The sequence below is a fragment of the Helicobacter sp. MIT 05-5294 genome (genome assembly GCF_000765675.1).
Classification (GTDB): domain Bacteria; phylum Campylobacterota; class Campylobacteria; order Campylobacterales; family Helicobacteraceae; genus Helicobacter_D.
The window spans coordinates 1-19,668 of the sequence record NZ_JRPA02000007.1; the positions used below are offsets into that span (position 1 = coordinate 1).

The 19,668-nt window shown below is 38.4% G+C and carries 20 protein-coding genes and 1 pseudogene; 13 read left to right on the plus strand and 8 right to left on the minus strand.

Annotated elements, in window-relative coordinates:
- Both LS69_RS04700 and LS69_RS10815 read right to left on the minus strand, forming a co-directional pair.
- Nucleotides 1–645, minus strand: a pseudogene (locus LS69_RS04700) (hypothetical protein); the annotation flags it as partial.
- A gap of 56 nt (nt 646–701) precedes the next feature.
- Entirely contained in the window at nt 702–1,367 is a 666-nt protein-coding gene (locus LS69_RS10815) for a hypothetical protein (protein WP_238699144.1), read from the minus strand.
- A 127-nt stretch (nt 1,368–1,494) separates the two neighbouring features.
- Here LS69_RS10815 and rplI point away from each other — a divergent pair, with 127 nt between their 5' ends.
- From rplI to LS69_RS04730, 5 genes are read left to right on the plus strand one after another with little or no spacing between them, the layout of a single operon-like run.
- Nucleotides 1,495–1,941, plus strand: a complete 447-nt coding sequence (gene rplI, locus LS69_RS04710; RefSeq protein WP_138122661.1) for a 50S ribosomal protein L9 — start codon at nt 1,495–1,497, stop codon at nt 1,939–1,941.
- On the plus strand, nt 1,941–2,474 hold the full coding sequence (hslV, locus tag LS69_RS04715) for an ATP-dependent protease subunit HslV (RefSeq protein ID WP_138122663.1): 534 nt from the start codon (nt 1,941–1,943) through the stop codon (nt 2,472–2,474). Before rplI ends, hslV begins: the two co-directional genes overlap by 1 nt.
- 26 nt (nt 2,475–2,500) lie before the next feature.
- Complete coding sequence (hslU, locus tag LS69_RS04720; protein WP_138122837.1) at nt 2,501–3,823, plus strand: HslU--HslV peptidase ATPase subunit; 1,323 nt, start codon at nt 2,501–2,503, stop codon at nt 3,821–3,823.
- 12 nt (nt 3,824–3,835) lie between these two features.
- Nucleotides 3,836–4,789, plus strand: a complete 954-nt coding sequence (gene era / locus LS69_RS04725) for a GTPase Era (protein WP_138122665.1) — start codon at nt 3,836–3,838, stop codon at nt 4,787–4,789.
- Nucleotides 4,790–4,808: 19 nt separating this feature from the next.
- Nucleotides 4,809–5,804 carry a L,D-transpeptidase family protein gene (locus tag LS69_RS04730; RefSeq protein ID WP_138122667.1) on the plus strand — a complete coding sequence of 332 codons (996 nt, stop codon included), beginning with the start codon at nt 4,809–4,811 and terminating at the stop codon, nt 5,802–5,804.
- A 106-nt stretch (nt 5,805–5,910) separates the two neighbouring features.
- Here the strand turns inward: LS69_RS04730 and gatC are convergent, their stop codons facing one another.
- Nucleotides 5,911–6,201, minus strand: a complete 291-nt coding sequence (gatC, locus tag LS69_RS04735) for an Asp-tRNA(Asn)/Glu-tRNA(Gln) amidotransferase subunit GatC (protein ID WP_138122669.1) — start codon at nt 6,199–6,201, stop codon at nt 5,911–5,913.
- Nucleotides 6,201–6,854 (minus strand): TetR/AcrR family transcriptional regulator, encoded by a 654-nt coding sequence (locus tag LS69_RS04740; RefSeq protein ID WP_194145413.1) that lies wholly within the window; start codon nt 6,852–6,854, stop codon nt 6,201–6,203. Before LS69_RS04740 ends, gatC begins: the two co-directional genes overlap by 1 nt.
- Before the next feature lie 246 nt (nt 6,855–7,100).
- Between LS69_RS04740 and LS69_RS04745 the strand changes: the two genes are divergently transcribed.
- Genes LS69_RS04745 through ung form a run of 7 tightly spaced genes read left to right on the plus strand, consistent with a single transcriptional unit; the run spans nt 7,101 to nt 12,895 of the window.
- Nucleotides 7,101–7,574 (plus strand): RNA pyrophosphohydrolase, encoded by a 474-nt coding sequence (locus LS69_RS04745; RefSeq protein ID WP_138122673.1) that lies wholly within the window; start codon nt 7,101–7,103, stop codon nt 7,572–7,574.
- Nucleotides 7,574–8,782, plus strand: a complete 1,209-nt coding sequence (locus tag LS69_RS04750) for an aspartate kinase (protein WP_138122675.1) — start codon at nt 7,574–7,576, stop codon at nt 8,780–8,782. Before LS69_RS04745 ends, LS69_RS04750 begins: the two co-directional genes overlap by 1 nt.
- 5 nt (nt 8,783–8,787) lie before the next feature.
- A complete protein-coding gene (locus LS69_RS04755; RefSeq protein WP_138122677.1) occupies nt 8,788–9,336 on the plus strand; it encodes a HobA family DNA replication regulator in 549 nt (182 codons plus the stop codon).
- A gap of 8 nt (nt 9,337–9,344) precedes the next feature.
- Nucleotides 9,345–10,031, plus strand: a complete 687-nt coding sequence (locus LS69_RS04760; RefSeq protein WP_138122679.1) for a DNA polymerase III subunit delta' — start codon at nt 9,345–9,347, stop codon at nt 10,029–10,031.
- Between the two features lie 9 nt (nt 10,032–10,040).
- Nucleotides 10,041–11,213: a dihydropteroate synthase gene (gene folP / locus LS69_RS04765; RefSeq protein ID WP_138122681.1), complete on the plus strand. Its 1,173-nt coding sequence runs from the start codon at nt 10,041–10,043 to the stop codon at nt 11,211–11,213.
- On the plus strand, nt 11,210–12,193 hold the full coding sequence (locus tag LS69_RS04770) for a hypothetical protein (RefSeq protein WP_138122683.1): 984 nt from the start codon (nt 11,210–11,212) through the stop codon (nt 12,191–12,193). Before folP ends, LS69_RS04770 begins: the two co-directional genes overlap by 4 nt.
- Nucleotides 12,194–12,199: 6 nt before the next feature.
- Nucleotides 12,200–12,895 (plus strand): uracil-DNA glycosylase, encoded by a 696-nt coding sequence (ung, locus tag LS69_RS04775; protein WP_138122685.1) that lies wholly within the window; start codon nt 12,200–12,202, stop codon nt 12,893–12,895.
- Between the two features lie 51 nt (nt 12,896–12,946).
- Here the strand turns inward: ung and LS69_RS04780 are convergent, their stop codons facing one another.
- Nucleotides 12,947–13,144 (minus strand): hypothetical protein, encoded by a 198-nt coding sequence (locus tag LS69_RS04780; protein ID WP_238699146.1) that lies wholly within the window; start codon nt 13,142–13,144, stop codon nt 12,947–12,949.
- A 340-nt stretch (nt 13,145–13,484) separates the two neighbouring features.
- Nucleotides 13,485–14,750: a DUF2130 domain-containing protein gene (locus LS69_RS04785; RefSeq protein ID WP_138122689.1), complete on the minus strand. Its 1,266-nt coding sequence runs from the start codon at nt 14,748–14,750 to the stop codon at nt 13,485–13,487.
- A 132-nt stretch (nt 14,751–14,882) separates the two neighbouring features.
- Between LS69_RS04785 and LS69_RS04790 the strand changes: the two genes are divergently transcribed.
- Nucleotides 14,883–15,386, plus strand: a complete 504-nt coding sequence (locus LS69_RS04790) for a DUF4149 domain-containing protein (RefSeq protein WP_138122691.1) — start codon at nt 14,883–14,885, stop codon at nt 15,384–15,386.
- On the opposite strand, the gene LS69_RS04795 is transcribed toward LS69_RS04790, so the two are convergent.
- Entirely contained in the window at nt 15,361–17,673 is a 2,313-nt protein-coding gene (locus LS69_RS04795) for a PD-(D/E)XK nuclease family protein (protein ID WP_238699147.1), read from the minus strand. The genes LS69_RS04790 and LS69_RS04795 overlap by 26 nt on opposite strands.
- A 45-nt stretch (nt 17,674–17,718) precedes the next feature.
- A complete protein-coding gene (gene tkt, locus LS69_RS04800) occupies nt 17,719–19,665 on the minus strand; it encodes a transketolase (protein ID WP_138122695.1) in 1,947 nt (648 codons plus the stop codon).
- Nucleotides 19,666–19,668 lie beyond the last annotated feature (3 nt).

A 19,668-nucleotide genomic window follows, 5' to 3' on the forward strand; every position in this document is an offset into this window, starting at 1 on the left:
AAAACTTCGTGCGTTTAAAATCATTGCATTGCCTAATTTATAAGCTAAATGATTATGGATTCGCGCTTTTGCGGAATCTTGCTTAGGATTTTGGGTATTTGCGCATTTTTGTTTTTCAGATACTAAGGATTCTATCTTTGCTTCAAGATTCTTAATTTCTTGCTGTGGAGATTTTACCAACCCCAACGCCAAGCAGTATTGCTCAATCACTTCTTTGATGAATTTTACATCAGGAATCAGGGCTTTAAAATCATATTGGGATTCTACGATAACATTTGCCTTATCAAAAGGAATCCCATATTCCCAACGACCGCCCTTTGCTAGGAAAAAGTCAATCAGGTTAAAATAAGGAATTGTATAAGAATGAGGCGTCAAAACCACCGCTTCACTTTTTTCGGTAAATTTCGCATTCTCATCAAAAGCACAAAAACTCTGTTCATCAAGCACTAATTGCGTATTTAGAGTATTAAAAAGCCGAATCAGCGAACTTGCCTTACTGATTTTGTCTGTCTTTGTCGCAACACAAATGCAAGAATAAGGGTTATACACACTGCAAGGTTTTGTGGGTTTTTCAAAATTCCACGCGTGGATTCCAATAAGAGTCCAACCCGCGCAATCTTTAGGAAAATAAAGCCTCTCACCCACCCTTAGCGGATAAGCTTCTTCGCAAAACGCAGAGTTTTGCAGAAGAATTTTAGAATCTAATAGGCTAAATCCCCCCCCCCCCCCGCAGAAGTGTGCATTGCTTGTGTTTCTTTGTGCATTTGTGCTGGAGTTAGGATTCTAAATTCTGGATTTTGATTGCAAGGCACATTGGCTTTAGGGTTCTTGAAATTTGAAATATTTTGGATAATTTTCTGCCCAAAATAGCTCATCAAAACCGCCATTTGGTGCGCCCCAAAAAAATCATAGAATCCAAAAACACCTTCTTTTTCATAATGCGTCTGCATATCAATGATATTAAAACCATATTGATTTGCGCAGATTCTATGGGCATTATCGATACGACGCGCCTGTGCGTAACGGTTTGGATTGTAAGGTAATAACAAAATCAAGACTTTTTTGCCCACACGATACAGCTCCTCATAAAGCCAATAAATACCCGCTAGAATCGTGGGAAGTGGAATCTGTGAATAGGCATGATGATTTGCAATCTCATTAATATTACTTTCTGTGATAATCAAATCTGCATTTTTTAGAATCTCTTGGTTTCTCTCACGCTTCAATTCATAGAGATTTTGCAACGCAATAGACGAGCCTAGAGCCAAATTTGTTAGTCGGATATTTTCGCCTTTTAAGCCCTTTTGCAAACCATTCACCATTACTGAATTACTCCCACCCAACAAAACCACTTGATAAATTCCCATTTGAAGAATCCTTGTAAAAAAGTCTTGTATTTTACAATAATTCCTCGCAGATTCTCTAAAAGATTCCAAAACTTGCAAAAATCTGCTAAAATTCCAAACTTTATTAATCTTAATCAAGGATTTATTAGTGAAAGTTTTATTACTACAAGATGTCAAAGGTTTAGGCAAAAAGGGTGAAATCTGCGAAGTAAAAGATGGCTATGGAAGAAATTTTTTAGTTGGCAAAGGATTGGCGGATTTCGCGACTAATGAAGTGATTAATCGCTACAAAGCTGCGCAAAAAAAGGCGGCAGAACTCGCAGCAGAAGAAAAATCTCTAATGGAAATGACAGCCAAAAAAATCTCTGAAATTTCAGTAAAAATTGTCCAAAAAGTAGGGGCAAATGGCTCACTCTATGGCGCAATCACCAAAGAAGATATTGCCGAAGCTTTAGCCAAAACACACCGCCTAGAAATTGACAAAAAAACAATAGAACTTAAAGCCCCAATCAAATCTACAGGAATCTACGAAGTAGAAGTGAAATTAGGACACGGCATTAACGCAACACTAAAAGTTGATGTAGAGGCGCAATAATGTTTCACGCAACAACCATTTTAGCCTACAAAAGCGACAAAGGAGCGGTGATTGGCGGAGACGGGCAAGTAACCTTTGGAAACTGCGTTTTAAAAGGCAATGCGACGAAAATCCGCACACTCTATAATGGCAAAGTCCTAAGCGGATTTGCTGGAAGCACAGCGGACGCCTTTACGCTTTTTGATATGTTTGAACAAATCTTGCAAAACAAAAAAGGTGATTTGCTAAAATCCGTTATGGAGTTTTCTAAAGAATGGCGTAAAGACAAATACCTAAGGCGACTAGAAGCGATGATGATTGTGCTAGATAAGGAACATATTTTTATCCTTAGTGGCACAGGCGATGTTGTAGAACCCGAAGATGGCAAAATCGCAGCAATCGGAAGTGGTGGAAACTATGCCCTAAGTGCCGCGCGTGCATTGGAGCGGTTCAACAACACCTTAGAACCCAAAGAACTCGTGCTTGAATCCCTAAAAATCGCGGGCGAACTTTGTATTTATACCAATACAAATATTAAAATTTTAGAACTTTAGGAAAAATCGTGGAAAATATGACAGCAATGACCCCCAAAGCGATCGTGGAATATTTAGATGAATACATTATCGGGCAAAAAGATGCCAAAAAAGTCGTAGCAATCGCACTTAGGAATCGCTATCGTAGATTGCAGCTCCCCAAAGAGATTCAAGAAGAAGTAATGCCAAAAAACATTCTAATGATTGGCTCAACAGGCGTGGGCAAAACAGAAATCGCAAGAAGAATGGCGAAAATGATGGGATTGCCTTTTGTTAAAGTAGAAGCAAGTAAATACACAGAAGTAGGATTCGTCGGGCGTGATGTAGAATCTATGGTGCGGGATTTGGTGGTTGCTTCTATTAACCTTGTCAAAGAAGAACACCGCCAAAAAAACACTAAAGATATTGAAAAATATGTGCTGGACAAAATCATAGAAAAGCTGATTCCACCGCTACCTAAGGGTGCGAGTGAGCAAAAAATAGAAGAATACGAAAATGCAAGTGCCAAAATGCGCACCAAAGTGCAAAATGGAGAAATGGACCATTTAAAAATAGAGATTGAAACACCTAAACGCGCCTTTGAAATTGAAGATAGCAATATGCCAGCAGAGTTTGCTAAGGTGCAAGAGACGATTGCCAAAGTCTTCATCGCTTCTCCCAAAGAAAGCCCCAAAAAAGAAGTAACCATCAAGGAAGCCAAAGAGCTACTTAAAATTGAAGCAAGTGAGGCGTTATTGGATTTAGAAGCCATCAAACACGAGGGATTAAAACGCGCGGAGAGTAGTGGAATCATCTTTATTGACGAGATTGATAAGGTTGCCGTTAGCAACAATGGACAAAGCCGCCAAGACCCTAGTAAAGAGGGTGTGCAACGCGATTTGTTGCCTATTGTCGAGGGGAGTGTTGTTAATACCAAATACGGAAGTATCAAAACAGACCATATTTTATTTATCGCCGCGGGTGCATTTAGCCTAAGTAAGCCTAGTGATTTGATTGCTGAATTGCAAGGACGATTCCCATTGCGTGTGGAGTTAGACAGCTTAGATGAAGAGGTGCTTTATAAGATTCTAACACAGACAAAAAATTCTATTTTGCGCCAATATGAAGCACTCTTAGGCGTAGAAGGAGTTACGCTAAAGTTCAGTGATTCGGCTATTTTAGCCTTAGCGCATTTCTCGCAATTAGCAAACGAAAAAACAGAAGATATTGGCGCAAGACGCTTACATACGGTGGTAGAACAAGTGATTGAAGAAATTAGCTTTGAAGCAGAAAATTACCAAGGGCAAGAAGTGGAAATCACCGAATCCCTTGTTAAAGAAAAGCTAGAATCGCTCGTAGCAGACACCGACACTGCGCGTTATATTTTGTAGTTTTGGATTCCTTTGAAACACTCACAAAACACTCAAAACCCCACGAACAACGCAGAATCCAAAGCCCACGCACAGGATTCTTTAGAATCCACAAAGGCAGGATTCGTAGCCGTGCTTGGACGACCCAATGCGGGTAAAAGTAGCTTCTTAAACGCGCTTTTAGGGGAGAATCTCGCTCTTGTTTCCCACAAAGCAAATGCAACGCGTAAGCGAATGAATCTCATTGTAATGGAAAAGAACACCCAAATCGTGTTTGTGGATACGCCCGGAATCCATATTCAAGAGAAATTGCTTAACCAATATATGCTCAAAGAAGCCTTAAAAGCGATGAATGATTGTGATATTTTGCTATTTTTAGCTCCCATTACAGACAAAGTAAGCTTTTATGAAGAGTTTTTAAAAGACGCGAAAAAACCGCATATTTTGTTGCTTACCAAAATAGATTCCGTTCCTAAAGAAACGCTTTTTGCGGCGATAAAAGCTTATGAAAAATATCAGCAAAACTATCTTGCTTTGATTCCTATTTCTATCAAAGATTTAGGTAGTTTGCGGCGCGTGGTAGAAGTCGTCGCCAAACAAATGCCGCACAATCCCTATTATTACGACCCCGAGATTCTAAGCCCAAACACGACTAAAGAAATCGCAAAAGAAATGATTAGGGAAGTGGTGTTTGAAAATCTTAGTGATGAATTACCTTATGAAAGTGATGTGCAAATGAATTTTTATCGCGAAAAACCCCACATTCACCATATCAAAGCTACTATTGTCGTGCATAAAGAAAGCCAAAAAGGTATGGTGATTGGCAAAGGTGGCGCGACGCTTAAGCGGATTGGGCGTGAGGCGCGGTTAAAACTAGAATCCTTTGTAGGGCAAAAGGTATTTTTGGAATTATTCGTCAAAGTTATTCCTAGCTGGTGCAAAGAATACGAAAGTCTTAAAAAAATGGGGTATAATTTTGAAGACTAATTATGAAAGTGGAGTTTTTATGAAAATTTTTAAAATTTTTGGATTATTTTTAGCAGTCGCAGTAGCACAAGCAAACGATTTAGAATGGGTAAATCTCTATAAAGAGGGCGGAATCAAGGCGGTAGAACTTAAGCTTAAACAACTCATACAAAGCTCACAACCTCAAGAAAAACCTCTCACCCAAGAAAACCTTTTCAAGGGAAGAGATGTGCGTTTTGGATATTATGAGGATTTACGCTATTTATTTATCGCAAGTAAAGACGCTCCAACCTTGAAACTTTATGTATTAAACGACAAAAACCAATGGGAAGAGAAGCTTAATGCCGATAGTTTGGTAGGTTCTAAAAGCGGACACAAAGAAAAAGAAGGGGATTTGGCAACACCTATTGGCGTTTATACGCTTAATGCGCGTCTTAAAAATTTAGACCAATACTATGGACCTCTTGCGTTTAGCACAAACTACCCAAATCTTTTTGATAAACTACAAAAACGCACAGGATATGGCATTTGGATTCATGGTATGCCGCTTAATGGCAATCGTGAAGAGCGCAACACGCGCGGCTGTATCGCTATTGAAAACAATCTACTCTCTTTTGTAGATAGCATTATTGATTATAGAGATTCTCTGCTTATCACTTATGAAAATGCGATTCAAGAAGTCAATGAAGCGGATTTACGCATACTTCTTAACGATTTACAGGCTTGGAAAGAAGCTTGGAAAAATAATGATGTAGAGACTTATTTGGGATTTTATAGCCCTAATTTCGTCCGCTTTGATGGGACAAAATACAATAAATTTGCGGAGACTAAACGCATTATCTTTGCCAAAAAAGAATCCAAACAAATTACATTTTCTAAAATCAACATTTCACCCTACCCTAATGACGAAAACAAAAATTTATTTAGAATCTCATTCTTTGAAGATTATAAAGCCCCAAGCTACAAGTTTCACGGCAACAAAGAGCTTTATGTAGAATTAAAAGATTCTAAAATGCGAATTTTGGTTGAACGCTAAAATCTCTGCATTTAAGGGATTCTACTACTGCGTCATTGCGAACAAAGCGTAACAAAGTGTGGCAATCTATAATATTTGGCAACCCTTGACTTCGCAATGGAATCTTTTACTCTATAATTTTAGGCACAATAAAAAAGTTATCTTCCGTGCTTGGGGCGTTTTTGAGAATGTCTTTTGCAATCTCTGGCTTGGATTCTACGCAATCTTGGCGCATGGGCAATTTAGAATCTAGCGGGTTAAAAGAAGCAGGAATCCCGTCCAAATCTAGTTTATTAATGTTTTCAACAAAATTCACAATCTCGCTCAACTGATGCTTTGTTTCCTCTACTTTTCCCTCTTCTAGCGCGATTCCGCCAAGCTTAGCTAATCGTTGTAATAAATTCTCATCAATAATCATTAAATCTCCTTATAATATTTAAGATAAAGCATAAAAAACTTAACTGCTCGTTTCAAATCCTCTTGAATCTTGTCGTCCTTTGGAGGCTGATAATTAGAATCTAATAGCGAATCAAACCAATAAGATTCAATAATGAGATGAATAAAAAGTCTCGCACATCTTTCTATCTCTTCGTCTTTTAGATTCAAACTTTGCTCACTATTATAGTGCTTGATTCCTTGAGAAACAATGCTAAAAACCATAGAATCCGAAGAGCGGCGAAAAGTCTCAATGAAACTTTGATTGCCATAACCCTCCAAAATCATCAATCGCAAAAAAGCAATATTATTCGCCTTTAAAACCTCCCGAATCAAATGCAAACCAATATTATAAAGATATTCATTTAAATTCAAATCCGAATCCATATTTTGGATAAAAATTTGATTCATCGTTTCGATGAATTTTTGTCCATTAAACTCTATCACCTTTTGAAACAAATCTTCTTTGTTGCCAAAAACCTTATAAATCGTGGCAAGAGAACCGCCTGTTTGCTTGACAATCATTTGGAGGCTTGTTTTTTTGTAGCCGTATTTTAAAAAAAACTCATTCGCGACTTCTAGAATCTTTCTTTGTTTTTGTTCCGTAATATGCGTTTTATAGGGTTTTGGCTTCAAATAATCCCCCCCCCCCGAAAAGAATCCAATGTGGAATCTAATGCAAATTCTAGTGCTTGTTTGTTTTTCATTCTTTGTCTTCGCAACGCCCAACCTTTTCTAATAAACCACCATAAAAACCTAAAATTCAGCTTTTATGCCCAAAAATCTAAAAAATTCTAATAATTTTATAAAAAAAGAACTTAATATCAACTGCGTTTAAAAACTTTTAAATTATTATTCCTCTTAAATTTTAAGGAGTGGCAAGTGAAAAAAGAAACCAAAACTTACAGACCCAATGTCGCTGCTATTATCCTTTCTCCCAAATATCCCTTAACTTGCGAATTGCTCATTGCAAGTCGCACAGATATTAAAAACGCTTGGCAATTCCCGCAAGGCGGTATTGACAAATCAGAAACGCCAAAAGAAGCGTTATTTCGGGAGCTAAAAGAAGAGATTGGCACAAACAAAGTAGATATTGTCGCGGAATATCCGGAATGGATTAGTTACGATTTCCCTCCGCAAGTGGTTCAAAAAATGTATCCCTATGATGGGCAGATTCAAAAATATTTTTTGGTAAGGTTACGCGAACAAGGAGAGATTGATATTGACACAGAAAAACCGGAATTTGACGCATATAAGTTTGTAAGTGTGAATGATATTTTCAATCACATTACTTATTTCAAGCGACCTGTTTATAAGCAGGTGTTAGAATACTTTAAACGAAAGGGTTATTTATAATGTTGATTGTCCAAAAATATGGTGGAACAAGTGTTGGGGATTGTGAAAGAATCCAAAATGTTGCAAAACGCGTCATTGAAGCAAAAAAAGCTGGAAATGGCGTTGTAGTTGTCGTTTCTGCAATGAGTGGAGAAACTGACAAGTTGTTGGGTTATACAAAATTCTTTTCTCGTTTGCCAAATGTGCGTGAAACAGATATGGTTTTAAGCGCGGGAGAGCGCGTAACAAGTGCGCTTTTGGCGATTGCGCTAGAGGAATTGGGTTATAAAGCAATCTCTCTAAGTGGCAGAGGCGCGGGAATGATTACGAATAATTCACACACAAAAGCAAGAATAGAATCCATAGACACGACGCGGCTCAATGAACTCTTGGCAAAAGACTATATCGTCGTAGTTGCAGGATTCCAAGGCGTTACACAAGAGGGCGAAGTAACCACACTTGGGCGTGGCGGAAGCGATTTATCTGCAGTTGCCCTTGCAGGTGCATTACAGGCAGATTTATGCGAAATTTACACCGATGTTGATGGAGTTTATACGACAGACCCTCGCATTGAACCCAAAGCAAGGAAAATTGACAAAGTCAGCTACGATGAAATGCTAGAACTCGCTTCTATGGGGGCAAAAGTCTTGTTGAATCGTTCAGTAGAACTTGCCAAAAAACTCAATGTCAATCTCGTTACAAGAAACAGCTTCAATCACAATGAAGGAACATTAATCACAAAGGAAGAAGAAATTATGGAACACCCAATCGTAAGCGGAATCGCATTAGATAAAAATCAAGCAAGAGTGAGTATTTGCAATGTTGAAGACAGACCCGGAATCGCAGCGGAGATTTTTGGAGCGTTAAGCGAAGCAAATATCAATGTAGATATGATTGTGCAAACCATTGGTAGAGATGGCAAAACCGATGTGGATTTCACAATCCCTGAAGTGGAGCTAGAAAACACAAAACGCGTTTTAAAATCGTTTGAAGGAAGCGTGGAGAGCATTGATTATGATAGCGACATTGCGAAAGTCTCTATCGTTGGCGTAGGTATGAAATCTCATAGTGGCGTGGCTGCAAAGGCATTTCAAGCACTCGCAGAAGATAATATCAACATTATGATGATTAGCACAAGCGAGATTAAAATCTCTATGGTGATTCGCTTGAAATATGCAGAATTAGCGATTCGCACTTTGCATAGCGTTTATGAATTAGAAAAACAATAAACCTTATGCAAGATTTATCTAGCTGGACTTTACAAGCCCTACGCCACGACGCAAGCCACCCAACTTGGCTTGAAGAGCGTAAATTTGAGTGGATTCCATTAATCAAACGCGCCTTGCAGAGAATCTTTAATGGCGAAAGTATGATTTTAGTTACCGATAGAGATAGGGAATGGTTTAGCCATTATGTCATTCACTCTATCAACAAAACCAACAATCGCCCTTATGTGCCGATTCTTAGCATTAACGCGCTTTTTCCTCAACTAGATAAAACACACAAAGACGAAACCGAAATCCCTCTAATCACGGATTATTTGGATAATATCTTTTCGCAAAAATATTTTTTTTGGTATGTGGGACGCAACGACACAACACAAGCGAAACTTGCGCTAAGCCACGAGGATTGTTTTTTGTGGATTTTTGATACACATTTGCAAAACAGCTTTGCTTTGCAATCCACCGATTCGCTAGTAGATCTTCGTCTAATGCAAATGTATAGAATCTTTAATCTCACTTTAGAAGCTGTGATGTTTGGACAGATTAACTTGGAAATCTAGGATTCCAAATGCAAGATTCTAATGCCTCAACCAGCTTCACCGCGCCCAATCCAAATTCAAAAATCGGACATATCTTGCTTGTAAATGACCCAATCTCTGAAGCAAATGCGTATTACGAACAGCAAAATCCACAAAACTATCGTCTTTTTTGTGCAGAAGAACTCAATATTGAAACTTCACGCGCCATCATTGATGAAAGCTATATTGCGAGTGAGGGGACGAAAACTATTCTAATTGCGGCAAATTCCTTTAATATCTACGCCCAAAACGCGCTTTTAAAGGTTTTAGAAGAGCCACCAAGTGGCATTGTTTTTATTCTCTATGCGAGAATGAAATCCCTGCTTCTCCCTACGATTCGCTCCCGTTTGCCTATTTTAAAACATATCACCAAGCAAAAATTACCACATTTCGCGCTAGAAATTCGCACACTTAATTTAGAAAATATTTATTTATTTTTAAAAGAAAAACAAAAAGAAATCCAAAGCACGACCCTAAAAGCAGAGATTCAAAGCCTCTATTTAGATGCTATCAAGAGCGGATTGCATTTTGATTCCAAAGAAACGCAAATATTTGAACGCGCGATTCTTTGGGAAGAACAGCACGAAAAACCCCACAATATTCTTTTGGTTTTGTTGTTGCTTATTTTGCGCAAGAAAAAGCAAACATTCGTCTCCCAAAATCATTTTATCTCTTAAAGGAACAAAATGGCATTTGTGCAATATCTAGAAAATTGCGAGAGAGAACTTAAGAATCTTCAATGCGACCCAATGGGCTATCAGATTCTGCGCAAGAAAAGCAAGGTTTTTTGTTTTTTTATCCAACACTTAAAAGCCCCTGCGGCAAATATTTTAAAACAAGAATCCCTAGCCATAGGTGCGGACTTCGCCCTGCCAAGAGACGCGATTTGCTACCAACAAGAATTTTATAGCGGAATCCTAATGCTCACCCTCTCGCAAAGCAAAGCATTATTAAAAAAGCTTAAAATACAGCCTTTTGGGCTTAAACAAGTCGCGTTTGCGTTAGAATCGCATTTGCGATTCCACACCCAGAAGCCAAAAATTATGGGCATTATCAATGCAACTCCTGATAGCTTTTATCAAGATTCTAGAAAAAACACACAAGAAGCCAAGCAAAGAATCCTAGAAATGATTGAAGAGGGGGTAGAAATCATAGATATTGGCGCAGCAAGCACGAGACCGGGGAGTGCTTGGGTGAGCGAAGAGGAAGAACACGCGCGTCTAAAGGAGATTTTGCAGTTTTTAAAGCAAGAAAAAATCTATGAGCGCACTACCTTAAGCATTGACACTTACACGCCAAGTGTTGCAAGAAAATGCCTTGATTTTGGCTTTGGAATCGTCAATGATATTACGGGATTCACCAATAAAGCGATGATTCAAGCTCTGCAAGGATATGATTGTGAGTGTGTTGTTATGCATATGCAAGGAAATCCTAAAGAAATGCAGAAAAATCCGCATTATCAAAATTTATTCTTAGAAATTGATAATTTTTTTGAACAACAAATTCGCGCCCTAAAAGATTGCGGAATCTCAAAAATCATTTTGGATATTGGGATTGGATTTGGCAAGACCTTAGAGCATAATTGTGCGCTTATTAAACATTTAGGGCATTTTCTGCACTTTGGCTATCCCCTATTAGTGGGCGCAAGTCGCAAAAGTATGATTGACAAAATCACTCCTTGTAATGTGGAAGACAGACTAAGTGGGACTTTAGCAATCCATTTAGAATCCCTCAAAAATGGCGCGAGTATTATCCGATGCCACGATACAAAAGAACATATCCAAGCACTCAAAGTTTGGTTTGCGCTACAAAATGCAGAAATCAACGCACCCTCACAACAACTTAAGGAACGACAATGAATCGCAGAGAAATTATTTGGCAATTAAGCCATCATGGGTATCCTAAAGAAAAGCTTGAAAGTATGCCAATGACAGACCTTGCAAAGCTTTTTAAGCAAACCAGCAAAGAACGCATTATGGATTATATGAATGCTTTACGCGCCGATAAAGAACACGAAATCATACCCGAGGATGAGGGCAACTACATTGACCGCGAAATGGAGTTGGTTTATCATGCTATTTCCATAGAAGAAGTTAATTTCCCGATTCTTTATGATGCAATTGAAAGAATCTTTGAAAAATACGATTTAAACGAGGCAATTGAACTCGTGCTATCCCAAGCAAGCGATAAACAATACAAACAAATGACGCAAATCACAGAAGTCGCCTATCGCGCCTATCAAGAGATTCTTTTAGATAGGATAGAAAAACTTTGCGAATTTTATCCCGCAGAAGAAAGGTTTGAACAATTAAAATTCTATGGAGATAGACGAGAGGATATTAACTTTTTGCGCGAAAGCATTGCAAATATGAGCGCACCCAACAACCAAGAGCGTTTAAGTAAAATCGCCTTGCTTAAATACGATATTATTTGTGATTATTTTCCTGATTCTATGTATGAAAACTACGAAGAATTTTATGAGAACGAAGAAAAGAAAAACGATATTATCGAACGCATTATGTCTCTAACAAAAGCCTACACGCGCGCCGCATTAAAAGCCAAAAAGTTTCAAGTGCTTTCCCATATGGAGCGCGTTTTGGTTGAAGATAGAGATAGAGAAAAAGAAGAAAAAGCCCTCATTAAACAATATACCAAAAAGCTTGGCGATGTGATTTTAAGCGAAGATGAACTCGCCTTTTCAATGACACTTAAAGAGGCTTTAAGCGTGTTAGATGAACGCGATGTTGCACGCATTATTAGCAACTTTGACATTTCAAGCAACCCTATTTTATTGCAAAGATTCAATGTGATTATGAGAGACAATCGCAGGACAAATTAAGGACATATTATGGAATCAGGGATTCAACTAGAAAACATTAAAATAGATTCAAGCTGGAAAGAAGTGCTAAAAGACGAGTTTTTATCGCCCTATTTTGCAGAAATCAAACAACACTATCTTAAGGCGAAATCACAAGGTGCGATTCTCTATCCACCCGCCAAACTTCTCTTTAACGCTTTTAATCTTACGCCTTTTGATAAAGTCAAAGTGGTGCTTTTAGGACAAGATCCTTATCATCAGCCAAATCAAGCTATGGGATTGTCGTTTTCTGTGCCTTATGGGGTGAGGATTCCGCCATCATTGCAAAATATCTACAAAGAACTACAAGCAGACTTAGGAATCCCACCTAGCAAAAGCGGGGATTTGAGCCATTGGGCGCGTGAGGGTGTGTTGCTACTAAATAGCATTTTAAGCGTAGAGGGGGGCAAACCTGCTTCGCACCAACATTTTGGTTGGCAACATTTCACCGACGCAGTCATCGCCCAAATCAACGCGCATTGCAATGGAATCGTCTTTTTGCTTTGGGGCAACTATGCAAAGGCTAAAAAAGCTTTAATTGACACCAACAAGCATTTCGTCCTTGAAGCAGCACACCCCTCGCCTTTAGCGCGAAGCGGATTTTTAGGTTGTCGGCATTTTTCAAAGACGAATGAGATTCTACTAAGCTTAGGCAAAACCCCCATTCATTGGAATCTCGATTAACTCCTTATGGTTAAATTACGACGCAATAGCAAATTCTCGCAATTTAAAATCCTATATCCAATCCAACAAAATATTACCAATATTATTTTCTTCTATTTTTGCTTTAAGATTCTGCATTTTCTCCTTTCCATCAGCGAAAAACCTCTTATGCGTCTCGCACACGATATAATCAATTCTTTGCCAAAATTTTTGTGCAATGATTTTATTAAGGATTCCAAACTCCACTTCCTCCACATCAAACTTTAGCAAGTAAATTCTTAGGGTTTTTCTAGGATTTGCGAAAGAATCTCGGTCAAATCTAGCACTTCTACTTCGTAAGTTTTCTGCGATGGAGGACCAAAATCCGCGATACGATTCCCCTCACTCACGATATGATATTCTGCAAAATGCGTTTTAAAATTCGTATCTCCTATGGCATTTTAATGCAAGATAACATTGGGATTGCCTTGATATTTTTGCCTCAAAATCCAGCCAAATAAATATTAGGCTCAAAAGCATAGGAGATTCCGCCACATTGCAAAATAATAGAAGTTGTAAATTTGTTGTCCTTTTAAACATTGATTTAGCTTATTACTTTATATTTTTTTGCTTAATCTACTTCTATGAAATCCTCTTTTAGCGGAATCTCTAACGCCTTGACATTGCCAATCGCATTTCCCGCGATTCCTTTAAAAGAACCATACATATTAATCGTGCTTTCAAGCACTTTTTGGATTTGCTTCTCACGCTGCTTCCATAGCCGCTGCATTGCGCGTTTTTCACTATCCAAATCATTTTGCATTTGCACAAACCCTTCCACAATCGCTTCCATTTGCATTTTAAATTCAGAGCTTGTGAGATATTGGTAAAGTAAAGCCATTTTATCTTGTTTGTTTTCTTGCGATTTTTGGGCAATCTGCACCTTGATTACACTCTCCCTTAGCACCACACACAACGCCTTAAATTCCTCAAAAGTGCAAACCCAAACCCCCTCAAACAACCCCATTCTTTCCATTTCCTTTGGCATTGCTTCACTGACAATCACGCCCACATCTGCGCCAATTTCTCGCATATCGGACTTAAACTTCTCAACCCAAACGCGCTGAAAATCTTTCGTGCGTTTGCTTTCGTAATAAATTTTACCACAATTTGGAATCTCCCTCGTATGCACAACCTGCAAACAATCCCCACCATGCGCACCTTTTTTAATCTCCACAATCTCATCTAATGGGAATTGCGCCTTTAAATACTCTTCAATTGCGATTTCTTGCACCTCTCCTTGAAGCTGTTGTGAGCCTAATTCCACCTTGCGTTGCGCTTCTTGCAGTTGTTTTTTAAGCTGTTCTAACTGCTGTTCTTTCTCGCGAAACTTCATTTGATTTTGCGATTCTAGCTCTTTATAGGTTTTTTCCTTAAAATCTGCCATTTCCTTCGCCAAACGCTCCTGTTCTTGGGCTTTGATTTTGGATTCCATTTCGCCTTTTTCTCGCTTTAGCTTCTCTATCTCCACTTTGCTAAGATTCAATTCTTTGACTTGATTGGATTTTTCCTCCAATTCTTTTGTTAGTCGCGTCATTGCTTCTTGATATTCTTGCGTCATTTCTTGCTTTAAAGATTCTTCAAGCTTCTTTCTCTCTTGCTTTAAAGATTCCTTTGTCGCTTCTGCAATCCTCTCTTGCATTTGCTCTTGTTCTGTTTTTAGAGATTCAAAAGCCTTTTTATATTCTTCTCGTTTTTGTGCTAACTCTGCTTGAAATTGTTTTTTAGATTCTAAATTCTCTTGATAAATCTTTTGCTTAATCTGATGATACACAATTTCTTGCACATCAATTTCTTCACCACAATTTGGGCATTTGATACTATTTTCTTGATTCATTCCTGCTCCTTTGGTTTATTATAACTCAAGATTCCACAATGCAATCTTTAGAATCCTATTATTCCTCCTATTGGCACATTTGCACAAAGCCCAAAACTTAGCTATAATCCACAAAAACTTCAAGGATTCCTAATGCAATTTCTTTTTAGATTACAACCTTATTTTTTGGCTTTTTATTTGTTGCTTATTGGCGTTACGCTTGGAGCAATCATCGCTTGTGGAGTATTTAGTGCACCTACGATTTTCCGTGCTTCTATGATTGTGCCAAACTTAGAAATCACCCTCTTCCAATCGGGTATTTTAATGACAAGCATTTTTACAAAATTAAATTTTTTGTTGAATCTCTTAGCGGTTTTTATTTTGTTTTATGAGATTCTATCCATGCGCATAAGTGGAGCTAAAATCGCTCCTATTTTAGGGCTTTGTAGCCTGATTTTAATCTTTCTTTTTACGCTTTATTACACGCCTTATATTTTACAAGCACAAAGTTTAGGCGAAGAGGCAATCGCAAACCACGCATTTGATGCGATGCACACGCAATCTGTCTATGTTTTTAAAGCTTTAATGGTGAGTTTGCTTCTGCTTTTTATCATCAGAGCTTTAGATGCGATTAATAGCGGTTGCAAAGGTAAATAAAATCGCAATACTTGCAAGTCTCATATTTGGGTGCTAACTCAAAATTGACTTCTTTGCAATTTGCTCGGATTTTTTCTAGCTTTTCTTGCAAATCCTCAATTTTGGCATTCAAATCTTTTTCTTGCTCAATCTTTGCTTCATACAAATCATAAAATCCCGCTTGGATTTTCTCTGGCACACTTCCTATTACGCCCTTTTGAACCGCCAACGCATAAAGCGGTAGTTGAAAATCTGTGGCTTTTTCGTAATTTTTGGATTCCACTTTTAAATTGCGTTTGTATTTATAATCTAGCACACAAACTTCATCTCCTCTTTTATCAATCCTATCCATTCTTCCTCTTAGAGTGAAGCCAAACAAATCAAAGCAAAAATCTTGCTCAAAACAAAAAGGAATCCAACCACTCTCCAAACGGCTTTTTTCCGTTTCAAAGAATCTTTTAAGATATTTTGCCGCCAATGCGCTGTCAAAAAATTCTCGCGCAGAATCGCTTTTTTTTAGCTTTTCACAAACCTCTTGATACATAGAATCCATATCATAAGTTTTTGCGCTACAATAAACCATTTTCAGGATTTCATGAATCTTGCTTCCGATATTTACCGCCCCGCTAGGCGGCTCTTTGAACCCCAAAATATAGCGATAATAATATTTCCTCTTGCAAGTCAAAAAGCATTGCAAACTCGTCGCACTAAAGGATTCCACATTCATCGGAGCGATAATCTCGCGCTCTTGATAATTCAACGCCTTGCCACTCAAAAAATACTCGCTATATTTCAAACTTGCCTTTAAGAATCGTGCGTGTCCAAAAATAGAATCCTCTAACAAAAAGCGCGAGGGTTTGCTTTCATCATTATCAAGGCACATAATCCAAGTTTGGCGGCTTTTTTGGATTAATTGAGCGTAATAATGTTTTTGCAGATTCTCGCGATTCTCCCTTGTTGGCAAACCCACCCTTTGACGAATCGCAGTGTTCAAAAACAAATCTTTTTCGCTAAAGCTTGGCACATTTCCTGCATTGAACTCTGGGATAATCAAATAATCAAAGCAAATGCCGCGCGTCTCCAAAATCCCAATCACACTAATGCGTCCGCCCCCCACATCATCAAGGCTCACTTCCTCTATGAGATTCAAAAAAACTAAAATTTGCTCTTTTAAAGAAAGGGGCTTTAAATACTCTAAAGCAAACTCAAACTGCCCCAAAGTTTCTAAAAACTTTTCTTTGATGGTTTGTGATGCTTTAGAGTGGGTTTCTAAATTTTGCAAAAATTCCTTAAATGCTTCAAAACTTTGAAAATTTGGAATCAAACTAGAATCGCAAACATCCCCTTCTTGTGGCGATTCTAAATTTTCTTGTGCGGATTCCGACTTTTCTTGCACGAAACTTTTAAGATTCCGATACAATGCAGAATCTTTTAAAGAATTTCCCATAGCAAAGTTAAAATTCCGCGCCTTGTCAAAAAGCTTCAAATACTGCGCGAAATCTTCATTGGGCAATACAACACAAATTTGCTCCGGCTTAATCCCTTGTTCAAGCCACACATCAATTTGCGCAAAAATCCCTCCCACTTCTGCAATCTTATCATTGAACTCCAAAACTTCAAGGGTTGGATTCTGCCAAGCTTTTTGTTGCGCGTCGGGATTCTCTAAATTTGAACCTTTAACGCTAAACTTCTCACGAAATAGTGTAATTTCATAGAATCCCAAATCCAACTCTAAACCAAAAAGATTTTGATAGTAAGCTTGATTAAAGGAATCCAAAGTGAGCCTAAAAGTAATTGGCAGCTTTTGTGCAATTTTCGTAAAAACTTGCATTTCAAAGCGATTTAAAAACCCTTCCAAATGAACCATAATCGCATCAAATCTATCAAGCAATTCAAAAGTGATTTGATAATCTTCTAAGAAATATTTATCAAAAAAATGAGCATTAGTTAAGATTTCTTGATAAGTTTTAAAAATCGCCTTTAAAACTTTCAAATGATCATCGTAAAAAGCATAAATATCAAGCTTTTCTAGCGACTCTATCAAAACGCATTCGGCACAAAGCTCATCATAAAACTTTAAGAAAAAGTTAGAATTAAGTAAAAATTGTGTGAAATTTCTCGCGAAACTTCCTAATTTTTCTGTTTCTTGAGCATTAGCACGGATTGCCTTATAGAGATAAAAATGACGCAAAAATGGAGGAATCTTGCGCTTTTTATCCACTCTTAAAATGAAATCCAAAAACTCGGCAATGCTCTTGGAAGTCGGCAAAAAATCTTCTGCGAAATTCTGCGCAAAAAAATGCTTCATTGCGCGCATATTTGAAAAAAGATGAAGAATCTCCACCGATAAACTTTATCCTAAGTGTTTCTTAGCCATCGCAACTACATTTTCAACACTAAAACCAAAGTGTTGGAACAAAATTTCTCCCTTGCCACTCGCACCAAAACTAGACATACCTACCACCTCATCTGCAAAGGCAAACCATTCTAAACCTCTACTTGCTTCAATGGCAATCACTTTGCCTTTAAGTAAGGAATCTTGATAGGTTTTGTCCGTCTGAATAAACAAATCAAAACAAGGTGCACTGACGACTTGCGTTGCGATTCCACATTCTTCTAACTTTTCTGCGCTTTTCAAAGCCAATTCCACCTCGCTACCACTTGCAAGAAGCGTGATTTGTGGATTTTGTGGATTGGTTTTAGAAGCGAGTTTCAAATACGCTCCTTTGCGCACTTCTTCTGAATTCACATTATCTAAAATCGGTAAATTTTGGCGACTTAAAACAAAAGCACAAGGTCCTTCACATGCAAAAGCAACCTGCCAACAAGCCACATTTTCTAGCGCATCGCATGGGCGGAAAACATTGAGATTCGGCATTGCGCGGAAATGGCTTAATTGTTCAACAGGCTCGTGTGTCGCGCCATCTTCCCCTACACCAATAGAATCGTGCGTCCAAATATAAAACACTTTGCTTTTCATCAAACTTGCCACGCGCACACTAGGAGCTAAATAATCGCTAAAGACAAAGAAAGTCGCACAAAATGGTAAAAATAAGCCATAATTTGAAATCGCATTGCTAATTGCACCCATAGAATGTTCGCGGATTCCAAAGTGAAAATTGCTTCCATTTGGGAAATCGCCCTTGCCTTTTAGCTCGGTATTATTTGAAGGTGCTAAGTCCGCACTTCCACCTACAAATCCGGGTAAAGTCCGCGCAATGGCATTTAAGATTTCCCCATTACTCGCGCGTGTTGCGATTCCTTTGCCATTTTCTTTTTGGGCTTCGAAGTTGGGATACACGATTTTGCTAAAATTTGGATTCAACATTTCTTCTAAAAGGGATTTTTTATCGCTATTTTCTAATGCTTTATTCCATTCTACATTTGCCAATTCGCCTAATTCAGCTGTATTTTGGAAACGAATCCTAGAAGATTGCGGGACAAAAAAGAGTGCTTCGGGGTTAAATCCTAAGCTTTCTTTGGAGATACAAATCTCTTCCGCCCCCAAAGGCGCACCATGCGCTTTATGCGAACCGCAAAGGTTTTGAGAGCCTTTGGCGATTTGTGTTTTAGCGATAATTAACACAGGTTTATGTGCGCTTTTTGCTTTTTTTAGGGCTTCATCAATCTCTAGTAAATTATGCCCATCTATGCTTAAAACCTCCCAATTCTGTGCTTCAAACCGCATTTTGATATTTTCGCTCATCGCGACACTACAATCTCCTTCAATCGTAATATTATTAGAATCGTAAATCAAAATCAGATTATCTAGCTGATGATGCCCGGCAAGAGAAGCCGCCTCATAGGAGATTCCCTCTTCCAAATCCCCATCACCACACAAACAATAGACTTTATGATTAATTAAATCTTCTCCAAGCATTACGGAAGCGAGTTTGCCAGACATTGCAAACCCTACTGCATTCGCGATTCCCTGACCCAAAGGTCCTGTGGTGATTTCTACTCCGGGAGTGTGCTTGTATTCCGGATGTCCGGGTGTTTTAGAGCCAAATTGACGAAAGCATTTCAAATCCTCCAAACTCACATCAAAACCCCACAAATGCAACAAAGAATACACAAGCGCACTTGCATGTCCACCGCTAAATACCAATCTATCGCGGTTAATCCATTTGGGATTCTTTGGGTTGATTTTGATATGCGCTCCAAGCACCACAGCAATCTCTGCCAATCCCATAGGAGCACCGGGGTGTCCACTATTGGCGTTTTGCACCATATCAGCGCAGAGAAAACGCAGGGAATTTGCCATTAAGGCGTATTCATTGATTTCGTTTTTGTCTAACATTTT